The sequence below is a fragment of the Paenibacillus sp. FSL L8-0158 genome, from assembly GCF_038592965.1.
GTDB lineage: Bacteria > Bacillota > Bacilli > Paenibacillales > Paenibacillaceae > Paenibacillus > Paenibacillus polymyxa_D.
On the sequence record NZ_CP151949.1, the window covers coordinates 4,502,675 to 4,528,147 of the forward strand.

Genomic DNA, 25,473 nt, shown 5'->3' on the forward strand with positions numbered 1-25,473 from the left:
ATTTACTTGAATTCCCTTATTCATTTCATGTATAATAGCCAATCGTCATTTCAAATAGCTTACATGATAACGTATGATCAGCTATTAAACGCGTTAGAGCCGCTACATCTCAACATTCATGAATTGTCTGGCGTAGAAAAACACCTTCTCTGTGCCACGTGATCAGACGGTACAAGTCTCGGTGCCCCTTCCACCCTGGCCGATTACAATATTAATGATGAGCAATTGGAAACCATCGCAAACCTTGCAGCCCGTGAAATGGAATATGGAGGCTTCGGTAATTATAAAAAGCTGAAACAGGAAGATATTTTAGCTATTTTGCGTGCATCGTTATAACATTCAAAAGGGAGTGTCCTCAAGCCTGTGATGGCTGAAGACACTCCCTTTTGGAATTTATGAATTAACCGTTTGTCCTTTTTCTTCTACTTGAATAGCTGCCCCTACACTGGCACCTGCAAGAATGCCCTTTTTCTTATTAGGATACAGAGAGTCCATATAGGTTCTGGTTTCTGCAACTACAATGCCTGACAAGCCGAGCAGTGCAATCAGGTTCGGGAAAGCCATCATTGCGTTAAAGATATCTGCCAGCAGCCAAATCGCATCCAGTTTAATGAACGCGCCCCCGGCAACCAGTAGGATGAACAGATAACGGTATGGTTTAATCCATTTGACTCCAAGCAAATATTCAACACAGCGTTCCCCGTAATAGTTCCAGCCGAGCATGGTGGTGAACGCGAACATAATCAGAATGATTGTGAGTAGCTCTGCCCCCAGCGGGAATGCGCTGGAAAATGCTTGCTGAGTCATCAGGCCGGCATCGGTAGGCCCGCTCCACACACCGCTAACCAGTAGCGTCAACCCGGTCATCACACAAATAACCATCGTATCAATAAACACGCCTGTCATGGAAATTAGCCCTTGCTCCGCAGGCCATTTGGTTTTGGCAGCTGCGGCTGCAATCGGTGCACTTCCCAATCCGGCCTCATTGGCAAAAATACCTCTGGCTACCCCACTTCGCATCGCCAGCATAATCGTAGCTCCAGCAAATCCGCCCGTTGCAGATGTAGTTGAAAATGCCGAATGGAGCACCAGCGCAATTGCGGCAGGTAGCTGGTCAGCAAACCGAATTAGTACGATGAGACAGATCAGTACGTACAAGCCTGTTTTAAAAGGAACGACCTTCGTCGATACCTTGGCAATGCTTTTGAGTCCTCCAATGGTAACAAGTCCTGTAAGGATCGCAATAATCAGTGCCGTTACAATGGGCGGAACGCCAAAACTGTTTTCAGTCGAAGATACAATCGCTTTGACCTGCGGAAACGTTCCAATCCCGAACAACGCTACCAGCATGCCCGAAAAAGCAAACAGCATCGCCAGCGGTTTAAAACGGCGTCCCAGACCTTTCTCAATATAATACATCGGGCCGCCGGAAAATTGTCCATTCCGATCTTTTACCCGGTATTTTACCGCAAGTACGCCTTCCGCATATTTCGTCGCCATCCCAAAAAAGGCTGCAACGACCATCCAGAACAAGGCACCCGGCCCGCCGAGCTTAATGGCTGTCGCTACGCCGACAATACTTCCTGTGCCAACTGTAGCCGCAAGCGCCGTACTCAAAGCCGCAAAACTACTTACATCCCCGCTGCCTTCATTCGGGGCCTTACCGATCAGCTTGATCGCTAGGGGCAGGCGGAATACCTGCAGCATCTTCAAACGTATGGTCAGCCACAACCCCGTTCCCATGACAAGAATGATGAGAGGCGCCCCCCATATCCAACTGCTAATCGCTTCTAACACATGTACCAAATTCATTTCAACCCGCTCCTCCAGCATATTAGAAAACAAAAAAGAGTCAAATCAGCTGATTCGACTCCTGGAGAGGTTAAAGGCACGAAAAAAAACAACCATCTTGTGCAGGTTTCTGCCTCTATTAGCTCATAAAAAAGCCTAGGGCATTCCCTGTCACAGGTTATTCGCGTCTCTGTCCTTTTGCCTGAGAGTTTAAGCAGATGTTCTCTGCGGTGCACCTTCGGCGCCCAATTAAGGGTCTCTCCAGAGTTCTGTCCGTTTACGGTCCCCGCTTGTTGCTGTAATCAGCCTAAGCACCTGAGAGTTTTGCCCCTTCGGTCGGAACTTTCGTTCCATCTCCCGCAAACATCAACCAGACATATGAAATTTTATTCATTATACAGAAAACTTTCAGCTTATTACAAGTGAAAAGTTTGTGAAGCCCTTTGAAATATTATTATGTCTATCAAAAAAGCGGGTACGCAGATTGCATCCTTAGGATGTCCTCTGCTATACCCGCCCGAGATGATATGGAATTACAATTCTTCACCATTGGTTGCTATCACATTTTTATACCAGTTAAAAGAGTCCTTTTTGGAGCGTTTGAGCGTTCCGTTACCGTCATCATCCAGATCAACGTAAATAAATCCGTAGCGCTTGGACATTTCGGAAGTAGACATGCTCACAAGGTCGATAGGGCCCCAACTGGTGTAACCCATCAGATTAACACCGTCGGCAATCGCTTCCTTCATTTGGGCAATATGCTGACGCAAGTAATCAATGCGATACGTGTCATGCACAGAGCCATCTTCCTCCACCTTATCATATGCACCCAAGCCATTTTCCACGATGAACAGCGGCTTTTGATAGCGATCATAAAACGTATTCAGTGTAATACGCAGGCCGATCGGATCGATCTGCCATCCCCAGTCGGAGGATTGCAGATACGGATTTTTCACACCGCCAATCAGGTTTCCTGCTGCTTTTTCGCCTTCTGGACCTGCAGATACGGTCAAGGTCATATAGTAGCTGAATGAGATAAAATCGACCGTATTATTTTTCAATATTTCAGCATCGCCTGGTTCTGTGTGTATAACAACATTATTTTCTTCAAAATAACGATTCATATAGTTGGGATATTCCCCACGGGCATGCACATCCGTAAAGAATAGGTTCATCTGATTTTCATGCTGGGCTTTCAGTATATCCGCTGGATTACACGTATGTGGATAGCTTTCTATACGTGCCAGCATACAGCCGATCTGAGCACCCGGAATGATTTCATGTCCCCGTTTGGTTGCCAGTGCACTGGCTACAAATTGATGATGCAATGCTTGATATATCGCTTGTTGTTTGTTTTCTACACGGTCAATAACCACACCGCCACCGGTGAACGGACTCATGGTCATTACATTGATTTCATTAAAGGTCAGCCAGTATTTTACTTTATCCTTATAGCGTGTAAACACTGTTTCGGCATAATTTACGTAATGCTGTATGACTTCACGCCCCAGCCAGCCATTATACTTCTGAGTCAGACCTAGCGGTGTTTCATAATGCGACAATGTCACCAAGGGCTCAATATTATATTTGCGCAGCTCATCAAATACATTGTCGTAGAATTGCAATCCTGCTTCATTCGGCTCGGCATCATAGCCATTCGGGAAAATTCGCGACCAGTGGATGGACATACGAAATACTTTAAAGCCCATTTCAGCGAACAATGCAATATCTTCTTTGTAGTGGTGGTAAAAGTCCACCCCTTCACGTTTTGGGAAACGGGCATTGACTTTGCCTGCCAAAATGTCTTCGAGTCGCTCGGACGAAATCTCTATAGCATGATCGTTCTTACGTTCCGCTTTGGGTACATAAGCAATCATGTCTGCGCTGGACAAGCCTTTTCCATCTACGTCAAAAGCACCTTCCAATTGGTTGGCTGCAGTTGCCCCGCCCCACAAGAAGTTTTTCGGAAATCCTTTTAGCGTCTTCGTCATGGTATAAAAACCTCTTTCCGTATTTAAGATTTTTACTTTGGCTAAGTAATCCCATCAAGTACTGCAAATGTGAATCAATACCTAACGGTAACCGTTCTTCTTTGAAATGCATTGACAGATGCTTTAAAATAAACGTAATGCCCTCATAAGCATCCTAATCGTTGTAACGCGTTTCATGTCAAGTATTTTTTCTTATGTGAGGAGAAGCTCCATGTCGAATCTTGATCAAATTGCAAAACTGGCGGGCTTTTCCAAGGCCACGGTATCCAGAGTATTAAATCAGTCCCCCCATGTAAGCCAAGAAACCAGATCTAAAATATTGAAAATCATGCAGGAGTTGGATTATGTTCCTAATCGGAATGCCATTTCTCTATCCAAGGGTCAGACGCTTCAGATTGGCATCATCACTTCAACGATTAATGAAATTGTTCTCGCTTTTCTGGACAGTTTTGTGGAAGTAGCAGGCCAGTACGAATTTCAAACCATTATTTATACTTCGGGAGAAGACAAAAAGAAAGAGCTTCAAGCCTTTGAGGATTTAAAAAGAAAAAGAGTCGATGCGCTGGTCATCATTTCCTGCGTGAATGACACTGATTTTTTGAGTACCTATTGCAAATATGGCCCGATCGTGGCCTGGCAACGAATGGAGCATACCGATATTCGCTCCGTCGCAATGGATCAGTATGAAGGATATATGTTAGCGCTCAAACATTTGATACAAAAAGGCTATACCCGTATAGCCAATGCTTTTGGCCGTCCGAGCAGCATTAATACCCACAGCAGACAACGAGCCTATGAACAGATCATGAGTGAGCACAATCTGCCAGTGTTGCAACACTGGAATCACTCTTCTATTTATAATATCCGTGATGGCGAACAGGTCGTACGGGATTTGTTACAGCATCGGGGGGAATTCCCAGAGGCTATTTTATGTGCTAACGATTATGTAGCCGTGGGCATTCTCTGCGAAGCACGCAGACAACGGCTGAACGTACCGGGAGATCTGGCGATTGTTGGGTTTGATAACACGGAGCTGTCGCATACGTTGGGGATTACAACGATTCAAAATCCCATTATGGCTCAAGCACAAAATGCTTTTTTCATGCTTTCCCCCCAGCTGATTGGACGCCAACTGGAGCTTCATTCGCTAGAGTACAGCCTCATTGAACGTACGACCACATAGGGTAACGCTTTACTTGCAAATTAGGCAAAAGGGCCTTGATATGAAATATTTTTTGTCGAAACAGAATAAAATATGTTGAAATCGCTTTTTTTTGTGCTACAATAGCACTATATCGAAGGATTGTGACCGGTGATGCGGGCAATGCCTGAGTTCAATTGAGTACTATTGTTAACAATAGTATTGAATTGTGCTTAGGCATTTTTTATTGGTAAAGGATGGGAGGGGGAACTTCAATGATTATTGAGAAGGTGCTCAATAACAACGTCCTATTGACTAAAAACGATAAAGGCAAAGAGGTCATCGTGATGGGAAGAGGTATTTCCTTCAAAAAGGTGGCTGGCGATCAAGTTGATGATGATAAAATAGATAAGATTTTCATGTTAAATGAAAACGAGTTCACGGCCAAACTAACCGAGCTGCTGAACGATATTCCTGTATCTCATCTGGAGGTCGTGAATGAAATCGTAACCCATGCAACAGAAGTGTTGGATACGGAGTTAAGCGATAATATTTATTTAACGTTGACCGACCATATTCATTTTGCCATACAACGGCAAGAAAAAGGACTGGCACTCCAAAACGCGATGCTGTATGAAATTAAACGCTTTTACAAAAAAGAATTTGCAGTTGGACTGGATGCTCTCCAAAAAATTGAAAATACGCTCGGAGTAAAATTGGGCGAAGATGAAGCGGGATTTATAGCATTGCATATGGTGAATGCACGGATTGACGGTAACGAAATGAAATCTACTCTGAAAATGACCGAGATTGTCCAACATATATTGAACATTATTACGTACCATTACGGGATTGTGCTGGATGAGTCTTCTTTTAGCTATTCGAGATTTTTGACACATTTGCAATATTTTGCGATGCGGGTGATTCGTAAAGAAGTCATTCACAGTGGTGAAGAATTTTTGTACAACCAGGTGAAGCAGACGTATACCGAAGCTTTTGCTTGTGCCCAAAAGATCAATGAGTATCTGGAAAAAACATACGATCAATATTTAAGCAAGGATGAATACGTATATCTAACTATCCATATTCATCGGGTAACTGAGCGTAATAACATATAAGACTAACAACTTCATACCCCTCATCGTTCATGGATTGTGACTGGTAAGGCAGGCAAAACCTAAACTGATGGTGAAATCGACGTTCCCTTATAGGAGGAGTGCGCAGTTTTCACCACGAGTTTAGGTTTTTCTTGTTTACAAGGTTAAAAAGATGCACGCCGGCGCATCTTAGCAACAAATGTAAACGGTAAATCCTATCAGTAGCAAGAATAACCCATAAGGAGTTCTGAATATGAGTGATAAAGAACTATCTAAAAAAATAGTGACCCTCGTTGGCGGCGAAGAGAATGTCAATTCGGTATTCCATTGCGCTACACGCTTGAGATTTAAATTAAAAGATCGTACAAAAGCAGACAAAGCCGCACTGGAAGCAACCCCTGGTGTCATTACAGTAGTGGAAAGCAGCGGCCAGTTTCAGGTGGTCATCGGCAACAATGTAGGTCAAGTGTTTGAGCATATGATGGCAGAAACGAATTTGCAGGATGCAGACAATCCTAATGCCAAAAAAGAAGAATCTACAGAAAAAACGAATTTTCTCGGCAAAGCGGTCGATATCATTTCCAGCATTTTTTCTCCCATTCTCGGTGCTCTTGCCGGGGCGGGTTTGCTTAAAGGACTACTGGCGTTAATTTTATCTTTTCAATGGATTAATGATAAAAGCGGTACGTACCTGATCCTAAGTGCAGCTTCCGACAGTGTTTTCTATTTTCTACCTGTGTTTTTGGCTATTACATCGTCCCGTAAATTTAAGACAAACACCTTTGTATCGGTGGCAATCGCCGGAGCTCTGGTCTATCCAGCAGTTATAGCGGCGGTAAGCAATCCAGAAAGATTGGCGTTTCTAGGTATTCCGATCATTCTGATTAATTACAGTTCCAGTGTCATTCCAATTATTCTCGCGGTCTGGGTTCAGTCCTATGTGGAGCGCTGGTTCAATTCCTTTATCCATCAATCGGTTAAAAACATTATCGTGCCGATGCTTTCGCTCTTGGTCGTTATTCCGTTAACATTTCTGGCCTTTGGTCCAGTCGGTAACCTGATCAGTCAAGGCTTGGCGAACGGTTTTACATGGGTGTACAATTTAAGTCCATTGATTGCCGGAGCTGTTGCCGGGGCATTCTGGCAAGTATTTGTTATTTTCGGCGTACACTGGGGCTTCGTTCCTATTATGCTGTCCAATATTCAAACATTGGGTTATGACACGATGCTTCCGATGCTTACAGCAGCCGTACTTTCTCAGGCTGGTGCAACATTGGGGGTATTCCTGAAATCCCGGAACACTCAGATGAAGGCTTTGGCAGGTTCCTCTACACTGGCGGCTATTTTCGGGATTACAGAACCAACAATTTATGGAATAACTTTAAAATTGAAAAAACCGTTCATTTATGCTTGTATTTCCGGGGCAATCGGCGGGGCGATTATCGCTTCTGGCGGAGCGCACGCACAATCCTTTGCATTACCGGGTCTACTGGCGTTGCCGACTTATTTCGGACCTGGATTCTTGTGGGTAGTCATCGGTTTGCTCGTTGCCTTTGTACTCGCAGTTGTGTTGGTTATGATTTTGGGCTTTGAAGATCCAAAAGAAGAAACTGCAAAAACAGAAGCTGCACCCGTAAAGAAAGAAGTGGCAATCGAGAAAGAAATTCTCGTAAGCCCACTGCAAGGTAAAGTATTGCCTTTGGAACAATCTTCTGATGTTGCCTTTGCTTCAGGTGCTATGGGAAAAGGAATCCTCATTGATCCTACAGAGGGTGTGCTGACATCTCCTGTCAATGGAACGATTACAACAGTATTCCCGACCGGACATGCAATCGGTATTACTTCCAATGACGGAGCAGAAATTCTGATTCACGTGGGTGTGAATACAGTGAAGCTGAAAGGACAATTCTTTGACAAGCGCGTCAAGGAAGGCGATATGGTTAAGCAAGGACAATTGTTGCTTGAATTTGATATCGAGCAAATTAAGGCGGCAGGCTATACAACAGCTACACCAATTATCGTAACAAATTCCGCTCAATACCTGGATGTGTTGAACACAATGGAAACTGAAGTGAAGCGTGAGGATTACTTGTTGACTGTTGTGGTCTAACATTTAATTTTCAGACTAGGGCATTTTGCATAAATCCCAGGAGCGTTTTCAAATCAGCAGTATTTAGATCGAAACGCTTTAGTTCGTCTATATATTGTACTTACAAGCGTTGGGAACCGAATTATGCAAAATGCTGACTAAAGAAGCTTTCCCAACAATGGAAAGCTTCTTTTTTTATACATAATGAGACAAGTGTTACAGCTAAAAATGGAAATATCATTTACCGTAAGTGTAAGATTGTAAAAAAAGGAGGATTTCTGTGAAAAAAAGATATATCGCCGGGTTAAGTGTCATTGTATTACTTATCATTGGTATCGCTATTTCAGCTGTAGCTAAATTTCAAGACCTGGAGCAGGTTGTTCAACAAAAAGACAAAGAAATCCAAGCGAGCAAAAGCAATTACCCGGAAATATATGACCACTTGAATGCGGTTACATTTGAAAATTTTAAGAGTTTAATTCAACAGAATCGAAGTGTACTTGTCTATGTCGGCAGACCCAGTTGTGGCGACTGCAACCGGTTTGAGCCTAACTTTAACAAGATGATTGAGCAGTATAATCTAGGCTCTAAAATTACTTTTTTGAACGTTCACAAAATCCATAAGGACAAGTCCCAATGGAATAAATTCAAAGAGGATTACAACGTTAAATACACCCCCACTATTGCAGAATTCAGAAACGGTAAGCTGGTTGATAAAATAGAATGGACGCCTAAAAGAGACCTCAGTACGGACGCTGTAAAAGAGTGGCTGACTTCCAAGAAAATTATTATTTTATAAGTCTCTTTTCTATTCAATTCATTTACAAACACAGAGATATGTTTATGCAAAAAAAGGTATTCATTCGTATAACGCATGAATACCTTTTTAGGAATGCACAGGCATCTAAGCTCTAATAAAAAATAGTTCCTACTACTCTTCACTGCCTTCTGATAAACCTCGTTCGTATCTATCAGTCCCTATATTGTAGACACTTCATAGAGCATGGTCGTCAATCGAATCAGGAAATTCATATCGGATAATATCCGTTTCGGATACGATATGTCCGATTTGTGACTCAATGAATTCTAAATCTCCCTCTACTGCCCCTATAAAATGCTTTGTACCGGGTTCAATGACGATGACCTCACCGGGGCTGACTGTCTGTATCACGCCATTGATAGAGACACTCCCGGTTCCAGAAACTATAGTCCAAACTTCTTTACGAAACTGATGCTCATGATAGCTGATAAATCTCCCGTTTGAAATGACCACGCGTTTGGTCACTGTCTGCAATCCACTTGCCGCCGCTTGATGGGATAACACCGTTTGCTTTCCCCAGAAGCGCTCCTCAAAACGTGGGCCGATTTCAATTTCCGCCACCATATCCTTAATTCCTGTGGATGATTGTCGATCTGTAACCAACACGCCATCCGGCCCGGCAACGACGATAATGTCCGGGACATTCCAGATACTGACCGGAATCTCCAGTTCATTGATGATATGCGAGTCATGTGAAGCTTCTGAGATATATCCTGGGCCACTTAGCTTCGAACTCACTTCTCTCACCAACGAATCCCACGTCCCCAAATCCCTCCACTCTCCATGATAAGGAAGCACGGAGAGCTTACGAGTATGCTCTACTACCGCAATATCGAAGCTGGTTTTAGGCAAGTCTGCGTAATTTGTCGAAAGAGATTCATAGTCGACTGGTAAACCCATTTGCTTCAGAATATCCAACAAAAAGCCCAGCCTAAAAGCAAACACCCCGCAATTCCATAAGGCCCCTTCACGGATCAATGCTTCCGAACGGATCAGATCCGGCTTTTCTACAAATGAACTAACCCTATAATATGGCTGGTCAAGTGAAGGAGAAACTGAAGGCACAATATATCCGTATTTATCTGAGGGTTCCGTTGGAGCAGCCCCCATTAATGCGATATGGCATCCTGATTGCTCTAATATGGAAGGAAGCCTGCGCAGATGCTCAAAAAATTCATCCCCCGCATACCCGTCCACAGGCATGACCCCTACGATCTCGTCGCGTGATGCGCCTGCAACGTCATGCAAGTAGGCCGTAGCCAGGGAAATGGCCGGGAAGGTATCCCGCTGAGTCGGCTCCTCAATCACTACAGCATCTCCGCCAATTTGTCCTCGAATCAGCTCGGCCTGAGTTCCACTCGTTGAAAAATAGGCCTCATCTGCCAAATTTGCCTCATCTAATTGCCTCCATATTCGTTGCAGCATGCTTTCCGGCCGTTCATCATGACGTAGAATGGAAAGAAACTGCTTGGGGCGGTTCACATTGGATAGGGGCCATAGACGTTTACCCGAACCTCCGGATAATAAGATCATTCGCAAAGATGCAACCTTCTTCCTCTAAATTAATATTTTTCTTACTTTATAGGACTGTTTGTTTTTCGTGTTTTTGCCGAATACATAAGTATGTATTATCGTGGAAAATACATACTTATGCAATGTAATTGTATCTTTGTCCGTACAGGAGATGTCAGTCATGCCCATAAAAATACTCATCATTGAAGATCAAAAAGGTTTGGCAGATATGATTGCTCTTCATCTTCAGGAGGAAGGCTATCATACCGAACTTATCTATGACTCTAAACTTGCAATTCCTACACTTATGCGTTTTAAGCCGGATATTATTGTGACCGCTCTGATGTTTTCCGGTAGAGTCGAATGTGCGCTGATCAGCCAAATCCGTCAATTTACCACGGTCCCTATGCTGGTCATCTCTAATAACACCCTGCTGAATATAAGAATAAAGGCTCTGGATGACGGAGCAGATGACTTTTTATGCAAACCGTTCAGTCTGATAGAGTTAAATGCCCGCATCAAAGCCCTGCTGCGCCGCTGCGGCCGCAACATGCTCACTGAATCGCAAACGGTCATGCAAAAGCTTAAAAAGGTAAGAGTTTGGGTTAATGATTACCGTCATAGCCTGTTAGTCGATGACCAAGAAATAGAAGTCACTCAAATCGAATTTTCTATTATAAAAGAGATGTCCTGCAATCCAGGTAAAGTCTTTACCCGCAGTGAGCTGATGGATCGGATCAAAGGCGGCGATGGCGCTTATCTGGATCGCACTATCGACGTACATATTTCCAGCCTCCGCAAAAAAATAGAACGTGACCCTAAAAATCCTCAGCACATCCGTACTGTCTGGGGCAGAGGATACAAATATGAGATGTAGCCATATCATGGCTACTCGTTTCCCCTCTAAGCAGCTTGCTTTTTAAGGAAGCTTTCGCTTCTTCCATCGCCGATAAGGAAGAAAACAAGCTGCTCCACCCAGTATCCCTATGAGGAACAGTACCCAGCCGAAACGGTAGGCGGAAGCCAGAATAACGACGACCTTCCCGTTCCCGTTACCATTAGTTATGAATCCGGTAGTCACTCCATTGACGGACAGACGGGCTCGCTGATTTTCGCTACCTAGCCTGAACTCCCATAGTGGATTGGGTGATTCGGTCTCCCGGATTAGCACCTGCTGATGCGTTGGATTATATAGCGTAAAACTACGTTCCATGGAATTTTCACGAGTAGCCTGAATGCTCTCCGAAGCATGTGGAGCCATAAAAAAGGTATCCATATCCGATCCCTCAAACAACGTAAACTGATCCACTGTAATCATGGCTTGATAAGGGATGATGGAATATTGCTTCATTTGAAATAAGCCTGACTGCTTCTTGTGCGCATGCGCTAAAATTTGAAACTGCATCATGGCGGTTCCTGCCGGTGCCTTCACAATTTGGTCATAATGATTCCATTGTTCCTTATCTCTCTCCTCCACCTCATCAATATAGGAGGTTTGGAGAACCTGGGACGCTTTATTCAGAAAAATGACCTTCATGTGCCGACTTCCAACTTGTGCTGATCGCGCATCCAACTGCACGGCATACTCTTGCAGCGGCTCGGCCTTCATTTTCTTGGACGCATATATATTCCAGTCACAGGAATAGCTAGGTGCGTAACGGATAGAGAGTCCTTCGTCCATGAATGACAGGTTCGTCTGGCCAGGTCGTATATCCGCTACACATCCGACATCCGTGTCTAATGACTCCTTCGTGTTCTCCCCAGGCATTGCCGTCACTTCCTGCGCAGCCATTCGATGAATATCTTCAAAACTGCTCAATGACGGTACTTGGCTGTCCAGCACAAGGGTTAAGTTATACTTTCCCTTGGTTAGGAACAGATTTTTAAATTCTACTCGGCCATAGTCATTCAGCAGACCGGGAATTTGTATGATTTTCTTGGCAAAACCATCCTGATCGGGCACTGTTTCAATAACCTGCTTTTCGGATAAAGAGGTAGCAGGTAGCCGCTTATACGACTCCTCCGTACGAATCGTTCTGGTCAGCACCTCTCCCGTCTCTTCATTCATCCACTTCATCGTTAATGAACCATGATACCCTGCAGGTAGATTAGCCAAAATAGCTGTGGCATAGGTTCCCGTTTTGGCGACTTCCACATCCCTGCTTAACGTCCCCTTCTGATAGCTGATCCCTCGCCCCATACTAAGTCTGGGTAAAGCACGCTCCGTCTGCACATTTCCTTGGGCGTTAAAATCGTTTTCTGCCTCCAAGGTGAAAAAGAGCTTGCCCCGCTTCAATGCCTGCTCCACTGGAAAAGATAGCTGATCTAGCTGATCCACAGGCACAATCGCAAATTGATTAATCGCATTAAAGCCTTGCAGGTTATTAACCGTGACCGGGGTATCTCCTTTGGGAAAAACATGCTCTCCCAGATCAACCCATTGAAATTGGTTTAAACCATCATCCTGAGTTTTGATACTTACTACTTTGTCCGGCAGTGTGACTTGTAATTTCCCGCCTGCCTTATTCATAAACACTCTGGCATATACATGCGAGGTTTGAGGTTGATCCAGTTTTTTGTGCATTGTAAACGTGTTAGGCTTGCTATATTGCCCCAAATCACGCAGCTGAATATCATGAATCCACCAGTAATTTTTTTGCTGCGGACGCTGCAGGGTTAACAAATCCATTCGCATCCAATAGCTGCCGGGCGGCGACACGTATTCCCCGTAAAATTTCACACTGTCAAAATTATATCCCTCCGAAGGCGCCACGACATAGCTAACCCCCAGTTCACGCATTTGCTTATCGTAAAATCTCATTTTCACATGCATTTTGTTCGTTCCGCGACCGGAAACAGTAATCTGGAACTGATACGGATTATTTTCCTTGGCCTCCAGCAACCCCGATCTAGCGACCTGCCATATATTACTCGGATCTCCCTTCATAATTTCGCCGTGCAGAGTTGGCACATCATTCAATTCCTCACGGGGATTAGCCTGCACACTGAACAACTGTGGATTATCCGGCTTGAAGAAGGTTTCGGTCCGCAGCATGGAATCAAAGTCGACGACCGTTTTCCCATCGATACTGCTCATCTGATACGGGGCCACATCCAGCTTCTTACTGGCAAAGGTGACCGCAATCCCTGCATCCATTTCCATATCGAACGGAAAGTTCCGTATATTTTGGGAGGATAAATACCACAACCAATCGTTAGTCGAGGCAAAAGTTTTGGACCATTTTAAAAAGGCATTACCATCCTCAATGGCATCAAAAGGCTCTAAGTAATCCTCTGCTGGAAGCTGTGACAATAGCAAGTCATTAAAGGACGCCGCTTCCACATAATCCCCTTTGTTAATCGTCTGGATGGTTTTTAGCTCAGGCTTTAACGCACTGAACAGCACTCCAAAGCGGCTAAAATCAAAACCAGGCAGATGACTGTAGCTCTCTAGTCGGCTAAAACCGTAAGGTGTTACAATTTTACTCGCAAGGATGTTCATATAGGGCGGTGCCTGATCGAGATTGAATATGGAAAATAGCCCGTTCTGGTACGTACGTTTCAGCCCGGTCTGACCTTCCAGCTGAGAGAGATGGAAATCCTGACGCTTCTCCTGTCCCACATATTCATCATGGTAGACCAACTGGTTGACCCCAAAGGTAGAGAACAGCCAGCCTAATCGGGAGCTTAATCCGTTGTCCATGACATACTGTAGAAAATTCATATAGTATGTAATACCGGGATCATTGCCCTCATGATGAAAGATCGTATTTTTAGGAGAAGAGTATACCTGAAAATCTCCAGTTGCCTTTTCGTTCGCGGTCTTCCCTTTATTCCATTCGGGCGTGGCTACTCCGTTATAGCTCTGAATCATATTGTCAGCAATCGGAAAGTATAATGCCTTGCTATCGAAACGATCCGGATCAGTCAGCTTTTCAGCCATTTGACCATAAGCCTCCGGCACTTGTACTGGCTTGTAGTACCCCTCAATGAACTGTGTGCGCAAGGGAGCAAAATATACCCCCAGGCACAAGACGACGATAACGACCGCCAGCTTTTTATATACACGCTGTAGCGGCGATGATCCGAACCATTCCATAAATTGAATGACACCAAAGGTCAGCAACACCCCGAAATTAAGGGCAATCAGTCCAATAAATTTGTTAGGATCACGGAAAACCGAACCAATCACAGGGGTTTTCGTAACCAAAATGACAAACCACTTGGCAATCGATGGGAACGTCGTCCCGGTAGCTGCAACCAGAAACAGCAGCGTAAGTAGCGAGAAAATCAGAATGATCGGATTTTTATGTGAACGTGTCACCATCGCATACCCGATCAATAGCAACAAAAATCCCCCTCCTACATAAAACATGACAGGCAGTGAGGACAAGGAAAACATGGGCCACCAATAGCTCAGTAAATAACCCACATTATTTAAACTGCTGTTGCGGCTGAACAGAGACAACGTATCCACGACGTTGATATTATGCTGAGACGCTTGAGCGTCCATCAACATGCTACCGACATATAGAGACAACCAATAAAAACTGAGCAGACCGAAAAACACGCCAAAAATGATCCCTTTACGCAAAAAATTGCCGTATAACGGCTGCAAATAGGTGCGACCGGCCTTACGGTGGGTCCAGGTCAGCTTGATCAATAGCAACATGGTGAACAAGCCCAAATAAATCATGCCGAAGAAAAAATAATGAATTGCCGCAGCACTAACGGTGAACACCGCAGCCAACAGAAACAGGTCGATCCAGTTCCGCTGATACAACTTGTGGGGATGATAGTTTTTAATTTGTTGAATTTGAAATTTGGGGTCCACCGCACTGAAAAAGAATCGCAGCATTAACGGAAACAAACTATATCCACAGAGCAAATAAATATGCTGAATGCGGAAAATAACCCACGGATTCAGCGCATAAAACAACGAGCCGACCATGATGGCAAAAATACGGGTCTTCGTAAAGCTTGGTGAATAATAGACGCTAACCAGACGCTTGGCAAAGGCATACATCGAAAATGCCGAAACAAATAACAAGCCTGTAATAAACGACTTGAGCAAGACCGGTCCGCTTTCGTCAAATAAGAGTGACAGTCCATAGAAGGGCAAGATGTACAGGATACGTGGAGCATTGAACAAGGTCGAGGTAGACCATCGCTCGTTCCATACCCCGGTTATTTCCTCCAGATACCGATGAGAGGTGGCTCCAAAAGCAATGTCGCTAAACACAATTTGCCCTGGTCCATAAATGGGTGCAAGATATGCAACAATCGCAATCAGCATCAACATCATTGCCGCCATATCGTAACGGTAGCGAAATATCCATTTTTTCATGCTTGTCCCCCTCTCTTGAACTTCTCGTATATCTGTCGGTTATCTTGGGCCTATCTTCTCAAACGAACGATTGCCTGCAAGCCCTGATCGGTATTACGCAGCTTTAAACGGCCGCCTATGGTCTTCAGGTATGCATCCATATGGTATAGGCTGAACGCATGCTCCTGCGAGTTTTGGGAATAGTCCGGCTGGAAATAGCTCCAACGCATTTTATCATCAATCCCGCCGCCTGTGTCTTCAATGTTAATAATAATTTCTCCTTCTTCCAGCCGTGAACTAACCTTAAGCACTTGAGATTTCCGCTTGGACCGCAGACCTGTTCGGCCCTTTTCCTGATCCTCAGGCAGTTCTCCGCCCTGGTTCATGGCCTGAACCGCATTTTCCAGCAGCCCCTGAATCGTTTTGTACAGCATGGGTGCTTGTGCTGCAATCGATGGAACAGGCTCTTGCCGCAAGATCACTTGAATGTTCTTCATGTTCAATGAACGGTTCGCCCATTTCAGCGACTCAGACAATATTTCATTCATATCTGTAAAGCTAATTCCACTATTATCATGCATCTTCTCTTCCAGCTCATCGCGCAAGCTACGGACTCCCGTCAGTAACTCTCCCAGCGAGGATTCCTGTTCGAGACGACCCTGGATAAAATTTTCATTCAACTCGCGAAAATACTCCAGTTCCTCATGAGAGGCTCCTTTTCCCTGACTGGAAGCCGCTTCAAAGCGGTTTGCTAGATCATGATAAAATCCCAGCAGCTTCAAATCATCACCGCCCGTGAGACGGCTAGTCTGCTCTTGCAGCTCTTGTAGCTGCTGCTCAATCGTCTGCATTAACGGCAAATAATACGTGTCCTGCTGCTGTCGCATATCTTCATCTCGCCGTTGGTCACGCACCTGATTATTCACGATAGCATCCTTTACAATCCGTTTGCGGAACTGTACGAGCATGGCCCACAGAATGAACAATATCAGAACCATGACCATCCACAACTGTTTGCGGAAGGAGCTGATTCGCTGTGCTGTATCCTCGCTGACATCCTTAACCGATATGTAAAGGGCCTCTTCCCCAAGGCGGCTAAATCCTATTCCATATTTTTCACCGTCATCTTCAATCACACCTGTATTGCCCTCCAGCAGCCTACGGGTGACGCCCGTGATGTCCGTTCGGTTAATATCCGGATTACTTCGGGAAGCTACGACCTTAAATTGATCGTTATAAAATAAAGTCTCATGCTGGTTAACCGGTTTACTTTTAATAATCCCGCTGAGCATATCAGCGTCAACCTTGCGCACCATAAAACCGCCCATCTGCGCTCCTTGAATCCTGCATGCGATATACTGGGCAGGCTGATGATCCTCTGTCACAAAAGAGCTTACTGCACAACCATTTTGCAGCCATTTAATCTGCTGAACCGCACTTTTCATCTCACGATTATCTCGTCCGACCATCACATGATACTGTTCATCCAGCACATAAAAGGCCCCGCTTTCACGCTTAAACCCCTCAGGATACTGGCGTGTTCCCTGATTCAGCATATCTCTGCCCAGACTGGACGACAGCTCCTTCAATTCAGCCTGCCATGCGGCGTAACGCTCGGTTATGCTGCTAGAAAGTTCCTGTACCTCATACTGGAGCTGTTCGTTCTGAATCTCCGCCAAGTGATTACTGAATTGTCGCACGACAAACCATTGAAGCACAGCGGCCAAGAACACTGTCACACCCAGAACGATCAGGTACAGGATCAGCTTTTGCCAACCTGGTTTCAACAAAGCCCATTGTTTCATGCTTCCCTGTCCCTTCCATTTTGTTCAAGACGGCTCAAAATAGCCTGCATCAGGCATTCCAGCTCATAGCTGACCAGCGGTAGCCGTGCGCACAGCAACCGGGGAGTGCGGCGCTGGAGGGCAGCAAACCTCGCAGCGGTTTCCGTTGCCCCGTCCGTCAGTAGGATCAATTCGCATGTTTTTGCAATATATAAGCGATCCAGCTCTTCCTCGCCGTATTCTCGCAGATCAACAACGTAAATATCATGGCGATCGTCCATATGCTGAAGTGCGCTGGAGACAGCCAGGGTCACCCCTGTATGCCGTGCAGCATGATACTCATGAAGGAGACGCATACCTTTTTCCCAGAGGGCATGCTCAGCCGAATCAAATCGTTCACAAAAAAGACGCAACGCCCGTTCTGTATTGACATCTTTCAAAAATGCCAAAACGCTGATATTATACATGTAGTTCCTCATTTCTTACTTCCTGATTGGAGTTGCGCAGTTCTTATGACACCCCAAAACATTCTATTTGTTGACGACAGCCCTATGGTTCTGTCCCTGCTTGAACGGACCTTGACGCAAGAAGCATTCACCTTACATACCGCTCACACGCCCAAAGAAGCCTTACAAGTGCTGGAACAGCACCCGATTGATGTGGTCGTTTCCGATCTGCTCATGCCTGGTCTGGATGGGATTACCTTCCTTCGCATGATTAAGAAAGATTATCCACATATCGTACGAATCATTTTGTCTGGTCACCTGCATACGCAGTCTATTTTATCGGCGATTAATCAAGTCGGTGTGTTCCGTTTTTTGACGAAACCGCTGGAACTGGATGATGATACGCTAAAAGAAATACTGTATGAGGCGCTTGATCAGGCCAAATTAAATCGAAACAGCCTGCATGCAGACCAGAACGTAGCTTCCGACCTGTCAGTATTTATAGACAGCATTTTGAATGCTCCGTACCGACCCTATGTGCTGCTGAATGAACAAGATATCGTAACCGCTGTACACATTGCACTCGCTGAGCTATATCCTGTTGGCCGCTCACTACGTCATCCTGACGGTGAAGGTATTCAGTTAACCACGCATTCATTATATATACCGTATGAGGAGTCGGAATCTTCCGATCCCGACCTGTACACGCTGGATACGCTGACCCTCGGTCATTCATCGTTACGCCTTATCCGCCTTAGCGAGATCGCCTGAGTGACGGGTGCCGCCCTTTAACACGGCGGCTACCCCAATCACAGTTAGGCATACATACATCCACAACATCCCCATCGTCAGCAACGGGTGACGGATATAGTTTTTCAAATTCCCCCATGTATACAGCACCGGACGGAAGAAATACCAACGTTCCAGCGCCTTTCGCAATCCGCCCTCTTCAGATGACATCGTACGATCCATCACCGAAAAGTAGTAGGCTTTTTTACGTAATACATCCTGCAGATACACCTGTTTTTCATCATGATATACCCGTGTAAATACCGCCCGGCGAATGACTCCACCAGACTCTATATAACGTAAGGTCGGCTGTATTTCTTCAAAAGCAATCTGCTCCGCATTAAACCCACCCGTCGATTCGTAAGCGCTCATTCGCCAGAAGCGTGCCGCTTCAATGGAGCGTTTTCCCAAGGTCTCACCCGCGTTGTTAATTACATTTCGCTCAAAAACTTTCACTTTGGAAAAAAAATTGTTCGCTTCCGAATACGCCTCCTCCGGAACGACCAAAGCGCCAATATCCTGATGATCGTCAAAAAAGTCGATGCTCTGCTGAATCAGATGTTCGGCTAAAATCATATCGGAATCCAATACAAATATGTATTCGGCACCCAAGCGTTTCGCTTCCTCAACCGCCCTGACCCTAGCGACTCCCCGCTCCCCATGGGGAAGCTCCAATATCGTTACGGGTACTGAGCTCCCTGCCGACAGCATACGAATCGTCTCGACGGTCCGGTCATTGGAGCCATCATCAGCAATTACAATATGCAGATCCTTGTAATTTTGCCCCATACAACTTCGCAAACAAGGCTCTATCGTCCGTTCATTGTTGTATGTGGAGAAGAGAATGACCACTTTGTCCACTCTGTTCCGCCTCCTCTACCCAATCTTTCATCAACTGCTCAAACGCAGCAGCCGTATGATCAAAATGGAATCTTAACGCATATTGATACGCACGCTCACGGATGGCCATGTAATCCTCGCCACCCTGCGCTGCTCTTTCCATTTGTTCAGATAATCCCCGGATGTCGCCGTGAAAGCATAGATACCCGCTTTTCCCAAAATCCGTGGCATCCACCAGACCCGGTGAATTGCTGACAATGCTGGGAGTTCCAACGGCTGCCGCTTCGGTAATCGTCAACCCCCAGCCTTCACGTAAAGAAGGAAACACCAGCGCGTGGGCACGACTCATTAGCTCCAGCTTATGCTCTGCTGAAACAAATCCGTAAAAGGTAATATCGGCTTGCGATCGCCCCTGTTCATCCGGTTCTCCGTATGTCAATCCATATCGTTTCATAATCGGTAACAATTGTTCTGCCACATAGGTTTTATCGGTTTTTCCGGCAATCCATAACATAGCCTGAGGGAACTTTTCCTTGAGCTGCCCAAAGGCCTCAACGACCAGATCAATGCCTTTATATTTGACGAAGCGCCCAGCGTACATGAAGGTCGGATTCGGCTCCTTCGATAAAAATTGTTCGCGCTGCCAATGATCAAATTCAATGCCTTCCGGTAAAAGATGGACACGATCCGGGTGAAAGCCCAGCTTAAGCAGATCATATCGAGTAGACGGAGATACCGTAAGCGTCTGATCCTTACGAGCCAGCTTAAGCATCAAGGGCTCCATATGAAACCCAATAACATTTAGCGGGAATTTGGCATTTTCAAACCATATTTCCCTTGTTAGCTGATGTATAAAGAAAATCCGCTTAGATGCCTCCACCCAAAATCGGGTAAAGAATTGATGCGTATTCGCCTGGTTAATTACATAGTCGATCTTCCTTCGATGACGACGGTAATAGCGCATCGCATAATAAATAACACTGTATATGTTCCCTTTTCGAATATACGTAACACCGTCGATAATTTCATGCTCAGGCATCCCCTCAAATTGGGGTGAAAAATGAATGAACTGGAAGCGGCCTTGCTGTGAGCGTTTAAGCATTTCATGGGTGAAAATTTCTGCTCCCCCACTTTTAGGTGAACGAATGTCACGCCAGGAAAGCAATAGAACTACGGTTTTACCGTCCTGTTCATGTATGGTATTCATGGGGTACATCCCCCTTTATCTTTATTTTGAACAAATGCACATAGGCGTCTATCACAAAGTAGAGAGCCATAGCTCCGTAAACCATGAACTCAGATAGCAAAAAATCTACCGGCTCTGTGTGGGCAATATGAAAGGCTACTAATAAAGCCGCTGCTCCTGCCATCAGACTGAACATAAATTTGCGTCTACCCACCAATACGTGCACATGTACAAAAAACAGCACGATGGAAAATAGCCAGTACACCCATCCTCCCCATGGAATATAGGCCTCGGCCGATTGGTAAGAGGCTCCGAATAATATGGGAATAGAGGTTGGGAACACAAAGGTCGTGCCCACATATACACAGATCGCAGCTACAGCCATTAATCCGGCATAGACGGCAATTAACTTGCCCAAAGCTTGGCGGTCATGCCCCTGCGCACCGATCTTTGGAATAAAGGCAGCAATTAGGCTATACGAAACGTAATAGACCAACTGGCTGTACTTCAGCGCAATGGCATAGCTGCTGGCCTGCTCGGGAAAGTAATGCTGTACATACAACATGTCGATGGAGATACAAAACAAAATGAATAAATTCGTCATAAGGCTATCGGTGAAATCCTGACCCAATGATTTCCATAGCCCAGAAGGGATGTGTTCTCCACTATATGTGAATAAGGACAAGCCACGAGCCGAAACGATCCAGCCGTGGAGCAGCGACAGCAACATTCCCCCACAGCTCGCTAACAGTAGGGCTTCCAGCTTTAACCCCAGTGCAGCCAGAACAAAAAACAGGCTCAGCTTCCCCAATACCTCAATGTAATAATTCACATTGAGCGCCAACATGCGTTCCCTGCCCTGTAAATCTCCGCGGCACGAACTCACCAGAATATGCAGTCCGATCAAGCCATACAGCATGAACAGCGGGCTGGATTCGACGCCTAATAGCGAGCGCAGTAACGGATGAAAGATGAGTAAAATGATCATGGCAAGCACGGTTAACACCAGAGGAGCTTTTAGTAATAGAGAACCGAGCGGTAAGCTTCGTAGTGCAAGTTTTTTGTCTCCCTTAGAGACCAGTTTGGCGGTTAATAGCTGAATGGATAAACCCAAAACGGATAAAAGTGCAAAAAGTGCCAGCAGCGCATTCGCCTGGCCATAAGCTTGTCCGGTAAGATACCAACTCGCTGCAATGTGGAAGAAAAAATTAAATCCGTTAAGCAGCACATTAAAGAGAGGAAACATCAACGATCGCAATCGGTTGTTCACGTTGTTATCTCACCCGCCGATCCAGTCGCCAAATATCAATGATGGAGCGTAAAAAACGAATAGAATCCTTCCAGACATGGATGTGCGATCCATCCCGGTCAATACATTTGACGGGTAATTGCAGCACACGAAGCTGGAGTCGCTTGGCAATAAACATCATTTCCAGATCCAGCGCCAGTCCGAGCTGTTCCTTTAAATGCGGAAACATCCGTTTCACTGCAACCGAACTCATCACTTTAAGCCCAGTCTGGGAATCCACCACACCTGTTGGTAAAAAGGGACGGGAAATGACCCGTTTACCAAAGCTGACAACAGATCGCAATAAAGATCGATTCTCGGCGGTCATATCCTTGGTTCCGATCACGACATCATAATAGCCCTGCTGAACAACATTAATCATTCTGGCAATATCCTCAATAAAAAAGGAGTCGTCCGCGTCCACAAATACGTAGTAATCCGCACCAATGGTTCGCATCCCTTCCAGATACGTCCCTGCCTTACGTGTATTGCGTCCCAATTCCCTTGTTTGAAGCAGCGGACTAAGATTCTGATTAATCCGGTTTACGGACAAGTCCGTTGCTGCCTCCAGCGCTTTAATCAAGGCATTGGTACCATCGTGGCTGCCATCATCAATGAGATAAATCGAACCTTCAATAATATGGCTGCGGATAAAGGCTTGCAGTCGTTCAGCAAAGGTTTTGACATGAACAAAACGTTGCTCTTCGTTATATACAGACAAGATAAATGCAATATGTTGGCTTTTGGTCGAATACTCGGGATAAAGCAAGCTTTGTATTTCCGAAAGCATTTCTTCGGTGTTATTGGCTTGCCAAAATAGCAGGCGTAAACGGCCTACTCCGGTGATTTGCACCATATGCTGATCACTGAACGGAAATGTTACATCCGTTACCAGTAACAATGGCATTTGCGGAAATTGGCTACGGATCTGATTGGCTTTTCGCACCGCCTGCCCCGGCTCCCTATAATCAATCAAGCAGCAACATGCGTTCTCGTAGACTGAAGCTGCCTCCGTGTCCTTGCACTGTATATATTGGTAAAAACAAATTACATTGGGATAATCAATAGCCCTGTCGTTATCGCTAAAAATGGCTATAGGTCCCTGCACACAAACCTCTCCTTTTTCTCCGAATAGTTCTATTTTGTTGAAAAAGAATTAAGAATGTTTGCTTATAGGAGTTAAATTAATGTCCAAATACTTCATATTTCCTTAACAAAATAGCTGACACTTCATGATATATAAGGAGATAAGATAAGAAAAACTAATTTTCATATTTGATAGAAACAGAGTATTTAGACCTGATTCATTAGAACCAAAACCATCAGCATCAGTTAGCGAATCTATATCGAAAATCGGTTCTTTTAGATCAATAGAAAGAAATTAATATGGTTATTTTGTCATAGATAAATAAACGAATAAAACAAATTGGCACGTCCATACTATGGACAACATGCCATCTTTCATTATGAATAATTGAGAAATTTTGCAAAAATCCGATAACCGACTTTCAATGAACAAGATATAGATCGAAATGGTTTAGTTCGTCTATATCTTGCACCTCGGAGCGACTAGAATCGAATTTTGTGAAATCCTTGCAATGTAAAATTGAAGAGAAGGAAGGTCTTTCTATGGAAGCATTTTATGTCAATCGCGATGGGTCATTATCTACTCCCTTACGGGGGAAGGATGTGTTGGCAAATCCCCTTTTGAACAAAGGCGTTGCTTTTACAGAAGAAGAACGCAAAGAACTGGGTTTGGATGGAATCCTTCCTCCAACCGTCCTTTCATTGGAGAAACAGAGCGTACGAGCATATCAGCAATTTCTCGCACAACCTACCATGCTACGTAAAAATGCTTCTCTCAACGACCTCCACAACCGAAATGTCGTCCTCTACTATCGGCTACTAACCGATCATTTAAGTGAAATGCTACCCGTAGTCTATACACCGACCGTCGGAACCGCGATTCAAGAATATAGTCACGAGTACAACCGCCCTGGGGGCGTATATTTGTCGATAGATAACCCGAACGGTATTGGACAAGCGTTTTATAATTCCGGTTTGAGTGGTGAAGATGTGGATCTGATCGTCGTAACGGATTCCGAAAGTATTTTGGGGATTGGGGACTGGGGTGTCGGGGGGATTAACATTGCTATTGGCAAACTTGCAGTGTATACGGCTGCGGCAGGCATTCATCCCGGGCGGGTGCTGCCCATTGTACTGGATGTAGGTACGAATAATGAAAAGTTGCTGAATGATCCACTGTACATCGGAAACCGCCATAAACGGGTTCGCGGAGAAGCCTATAACCAGTTTATTGATACTTTTATCAGCAAAACGTTAGCGCAATTCCCGAAGGCGCTTTTACATTGGGAAGATGTTGGTAGCGTAAATGCACGCCATATTATAGGAAAATACGGTCAAAGTATACTCACCTTCAACGATGATATACAAGGTACAGGAGCGGTGACCTTGGCTGCAATTCTTTCGGCGGTGGGTGTCACCAAGACTCCGCTGCGTGAGCAAAAGGTACTTGTCTTCGGCCCAGGAGCAGCAGGGATCGGTAACGCTGACCAAATTCGGGGCGCTATGATCGAGGACGGCCTTTCCGCGGAAGATTCATTCAAGTCCTTTTGGGCCTTTGATTACCGTGGGCTGTTAACGGACGATATGGAAGATGTACTGGAATATCAGAAACCGTATGTACGTAAAAAAGAGGAAGTCAGCTCATGGACGCGGTCGGATGACGGCAAAATACCGCTGCTGGAGGTCATCCGTCAGGTGAAGCCTACCATATTAATCGGAACTTCTGGAGTAGCCGGTGCCTTTTCTGAAGAGATCATCAAAGAGATGGCGAAGCATGTAGAACGCCCGATCATTATGCCCATGTCCAATCCTACAAATCTTGCAGAAGCTACACCTGAGGATCTAATACGGTGGACCGATGGCAAGGCATTAATTGCTACCGGAAGCCCCTTTGACCCCGTCACTTATAACGGTACGAAATTTGAAATTGGACAGGCGAACAATGCCTTTGTGTTCCCGGGACTGGGTCTGGGTGCGATTGTGGTTAAAGCCAAAAGGATTACCCCTGCGATGTTTACAGCCGCAGCAGATGCCGTTGCCAATGGCGTAGATTCGAATAAGCCTGGCGGTGCGTTGCTCCCTCATATCCAAAAATTACGTGATGTTTCGTACGTTGTTGCGGTTGCGGTAGCGAAAGCAGCGATTCAGGATCAGGTAGCTCAGGCACACATTTCAAATGTTGAACAAGCTATACGGGATGCAATGTGGAAACCGGAATATGTCAAGGTCAAAGCAGTGGAAAGCGTAATACATCACCCTCACTAATGCTCCATTTAAGAAAGAGATT

The 25,473-nt window shown here is 45.1% G+C and carries 17 protein-coding genes, 1 pseudogene and 1 riboswitch; of the genes and pseudogenes, 8 read left to right on the top strand and 10 right to left on the bottom strand.

Annotated features, from left to right (window positions below; genetic code table 11):
- Positions 1 to 171: 171 nt before the first annotated feature.
- Positions 172 to 336 (top strand): annotated as a pseudogene (locus tag NSQ68_RS19815) (NADH-dependent alcohol dehydrogenase); the annotation flags it as partial.
- Positions 337 to 393: 57 nt separating this feature from the next.
- Here NSQ68_RS19815 and NSQ68_RS19820 read toward each other — a convergent pair.
- Entirely contained in the window at positions 394 to 1,812 is a 1,419-nt protein-coding gene (locus NSQ68_RS19820; protein WP_342426958.1) for a sodium:alanine symporter family protein, read from the bottom strand.
- A gap of 159 nt (positions 1,813 to 1,971) precedes the next feature.
- A riboswitch (glycine riboswitch) is annotated at positions 1,972 to 2,066 on the bottom strand.
- 258 nt (positions 2,067 to 2,324) lie between these two features.
- On the bottom strand, positions 2,325 to 3,782 hold the full coding sequence (locus NSQ68_RS19825; RefSeq protein ID WP_342426959.1) for a glycoside hydrolase family 1 protein: 1,458 nt from the start codon (positions 3,780 to 3,782) through the stop codon (positions 2,325 to 2,327).
- Positions 3,783 to 3,993: 211 nt separating this feature from the next.
- Between NSQ68_RS19825 and NSQ68_RS19830 the strand changes: the two genes are divergently transcribed.
- The 4 genes from NSQ68_RS19830 to NSQ68_RS19845 all read left to right on the top strand — a co-directional run bounded on the left by NSQ68_RS19830 (position 3,994) and on the right by NSQ68_RS19845 (position 8,908).
- Positions 3,994 to 4,965, top strand: coding sequence for a LacI family DNA-binding transcriptional regulator (locus NSQ68_RS19830; RefSeq protein ID WP_342426960.1), 972 nt, complete (start codon positions 3,994 to 3,996; stop codon positions 4,963 to 4,965).
- Between the two features lie 233 nt (positions 4,966 to 5,198).
- Positions 5,199 to 6,041 (top strand): PRD domain-containing protein, encoded by an 843-nt coding sequence (locus NSQ68_RS19835; protein WP_023990001.1) that lies wholly within the window; start codon positions 5,199 to 5,201, stop codon positions 6,039 to 6,041.
- Between the two features lie 232 nt (positions 6,042 to 6,273).
- A complete protein-coding gene (locus tag NSQ68_RS19840) occupies positions 6,274 to 8,130 on the top strand; it encodes a beta-glucoside-specific PTS transporter subunit IIABC (protein WP_342426961.1) in 1,857 nt (618 codons plus the stop codon).
- 259 nt (positions 8,131 to 8,389) lie between these two features.
- Positions 8,390 to 8,908, top strand: coding sequence for a thioredoxin family protein (locus tag NSQ68_RS19845; protein WP_342426962.1), 519 nt, complete (start codon positions 8,390 to 8,392; stop codon positions 8,906 to 8,908).
- 195 nt (positions 8,909 to 9,103) lie between these two features.
- Here the strand turns inward: NSQ68_RS19845 and NSQ68_RS19850 are convergent, their stop codons facing one another.
- Positions 9,104 to 10,462 (bottom strand): sugar phosphate nucleotidyltransferase, encoded by a 1,359-nt coding sequence (locus tag NSQ68_RS19850; protein WP_342429141.1) that lies wholly within the window; start codon positions 10,460 to 10,462, stop codon positions 9,104 to 9,106.
- Positions 10,463 to 10,622: 160 nt separating this feature from the next.
- Here NSQ68_RS19850 and NSQ68_RS19855 point away from each other — a divergent pair, with 160 nt between their 5' ends.
- Positions 10,623 to 11,318, top strand: a complete 696-nt coding sequence (locus NSQ68_RS19855; protein ID WP_342426963.1) for a response regulator transcription factor — start codon at positions 10,623 to 10,625, stop codon at positions 11,316 to 11,318.
- A gap of 42 nt (positions 11,319 to 11,360) precedes the next feature.
- Here NSQ68_RS19855 and NSQ68_RS19860 read toward each other — a convergent pair whose 3' ends face one another.
- The 3 genes from NSQ68_RS19860 to NSQ68_RS19870 are packed head-to-tail and all read right to left on the bottom strand — an operon-like array spanning position 11,361 to position 18,018.
- On the bottom strand, positions 11,361 to 15,788 hold the full coding sequence (locus NSQ68_RS19860) for a hypothetical protein (protein ID WP_342426964.1): 4,428 nt from the start codon (positions 15,786 to 15,788) through the stop codon (positions 11,361 to 11,363).
- Positions 15,789 to 15,838: 50 nt separating this feature from the next.
- Complete coding sequence (locus tag NSQ68_RS19865; protein WP_342426965.1) at positions 15,839 to 17,572, bottom strand: ATP-binding protein; 1,734 nt, start codon at positions 17,570 to 17,572, stop codon at positions 15,839 to 15,841.
- Positions 17,569 to 18,018 carry a hypothetical protein gene (locus tag NSQ68_RS19870; RefSeq protein ID WP_342426966.1) on the bottom strand — a complete coding sequence of 150 codons (450 nt, stop codon included), beginning with the start codon at positions 18,016 to 18,018 and terminating at the stop codon, positions 17,569 to 17,571. The genes NSQ68_RS19865 and NSQ68_RS19870 overlap by 4 nt, the downstream gene beginning before the upstream one ends.
- Before the next feature lie 45 nt (positions 18,019 to 18,063).
- Between NSQ68_RS19870 and NSQ68_RS19875 the strand changes: the two genes are divergently transcribed.
- Entirely contained in the window at positions 18,064 to 18,768 is a 705-nt protein-coding gene (locus NSQ68_RS19875; RefSeq protein ID WP_250240147.1) for a response regulator, read from the top strand.
- Here the strand turns inward: NSQ68_RS19875 and NSQ68_RS19880 are convergent.
- Genes NSQ68_RS19880 through NSQ68_RS19895 form a run of 4 tightly spaced genes read right to left on the bottom strand, consistent with a single transcriptional unit; the run spans position 18,736 to position 23,208 of the window.
- Complete coding sequence (locus NSQ68_RS19880; protein ID WP_307353415.1) at positions 18,736 to 19,647, bottom strand: glycosyltransferase family 2 protein; 912 nt, start codon at positions 19,645 to 19,647, stop codon at positions 18,736 to 18,738. The genes NSQ68_RS19875 and NSQ68_RS19880 overlap by 33 nt on opposite strands.
- Positions 19,607 to 20,833 (bottom strand): glycosyltransferase family 4 protein, encoded by a 1,227-nt coding sequence (locus NSQ68_RS19885; protein ID WP_342426967.1) that lies wholly within the window; start codon positions 20,831 to 20,833, stop codon positions 19,607 to 19,609. The genes NSQ68_RS19880 and NSQ68_RS19885 overlap by 41 nt, the downstream gene beginning before the upstream one ends.
- Positions 20,817 to 22,082 (bottom strand): transporter, encoded by a 1,266-nt coding sequence (locus tag NSQ68_RS19890; protein ID WP_342426968.1) that lies wholly within the window; start codon positions 22,080 to 22,082, stop codon positions 20,817 to 20,819. The genes NSQ68_RS19885 and NSQ68_RS19890 overlap by 17 nt, the downstream gene beginning before the upstream one ends.
- A gap of 4 nt (positions 22,083 to 22,086) precedes the next feature.
- Positions 22,087 to 23,208: a glycosyltransferase gene (locus tag NSQ68_RS19895; RefSeq protein ID WP_342426969.1), complete on the bottom strand. Its 1,122-nt coding sequence runs from the start codon at positions 23,206 to 23,208 to the stop codon at positions 22,087 to 22,089.
- A 521-nt stretch (positions 23,209 to 23,729) separates the two neighbouring features.
- Between NSQ68_RS19895 and NSQ68_RS19900 the strand changes: the two genes are divergently transcribed.
- Positions 23,730 to 25,451 carry an NAD-dependent malic enzyme gene (locus NSQ68_RS19900; RefSeq protein WP_069011046.1) on the top strand — a complete coding sequence of 574 codons (1,722 nt, stop codon included), beginning with the start codon at positions 23,730 to 23,732 and terminating at the stop codon, positions 25,449 to 25,451.
- Positions 25,452 to 25,473: the final 22 nt, after the last annotated feature.

What these genes read in the sequence shown, in the direction of transcription:
- NSQ68_RS19875 (WP_250240147.1), top strand. Translation starts at nt 18,064, where the DNA reads ATGACACCCCAAAACATTCTATTTGTTGACGACAGCCCTATGGTTCTG.
- NSQ68_RS19870 (WP_342426966.1), bottom strand. Translation starts at nt 18,018, where the DNA reads ATGTATAATATCAGCGTTTTGGCATTTTTGAAAGATGTCAATACAGAA.
- NSQ68_RS19830 (WP_342426960.1), top strand. Translation starts at nt 3,994, where the DNA reads ATGTCGAATCTTGATCAAATTGCAAAACTGGCGGGCTTTTCCAAGGCC.
- NSQ68_RS19860 (WP_342426964.1), bottom strand. Translation starts at nt 15,788, where the DNA reads ATGAAAAAATGGATATTTCGCTACCGTTACGATATGGCGGCAATGATG.
- NSQ68_RS19900 (WP_069011046.1), top strand. Translation starts at nt 23,730, where the DNA reads ATGGAAGCATTTTATGTCAATCGCGATGGGTCATTATCTACTCCCTTA.
- NSQ68_RS19825 (WP_342426959.1), bottom strand. Translation starts at nt 3,782, where the DNA reads ATGACGAAGACGCTAAAAGGATTTCCGAAAAACTTCTTGTGGGGCGGG.
- NSQ68_RS19850 (WP_342429141.1), bottom strand. Translation starts at nt 10,462, where the DNA reads ATGATCTTATTATCCGGAGGTTCGGGTAAACGTCTATGGCCCCTATCC.
- NSQ68_RS19855 (WP_342426963.1), top strand. Translation starts at nt 10,623, where the DNA reads ATGCCCATAAAAATACTCATCATTGAAGATCAAAAAGGTTTGGCAGAT.
- NSQ68_RS19885 (WP_342426967.1), bottom strand. Translation starts at nt 20,833, where the DNA reads ATGAATACCATACATGAACAGGACGGTAAAACCGTAGTTCTATTGCTT.
- NSQ68_RS19865 (WP_342426965.1), bottom strand. Translation starts at nt 17,572, where the DNA reads ATGAAACAATGGGCTTTGTTGAAACCAGGTTGGCAAAAGCTGATCCTG.
- NSQ68_RS19840 (WP_342426961.1), top strand. Translation starts at nt 6,274, where the DNA reads ATGAGTGATAAAGAACTATCTAAAAAAATAGTGACCCTCGTTGGCGGC.
- NSQ68_RS19835 (WP_023990001.1), top strand. Translation starts at nt 5,199, where the DNA reads ATGATTATTGAGAAGGTGCTCAATAACAACGTCCTATTGACTAAAAAC.
- NSQ68_RS19820 (WP_342426958.1), bottom strand. Translation starts at nt 1,812, where the DNA reads ATGAATTTGGTACATGTGTTAGAAGCGATTAGCAGTTGGATATGGGGG.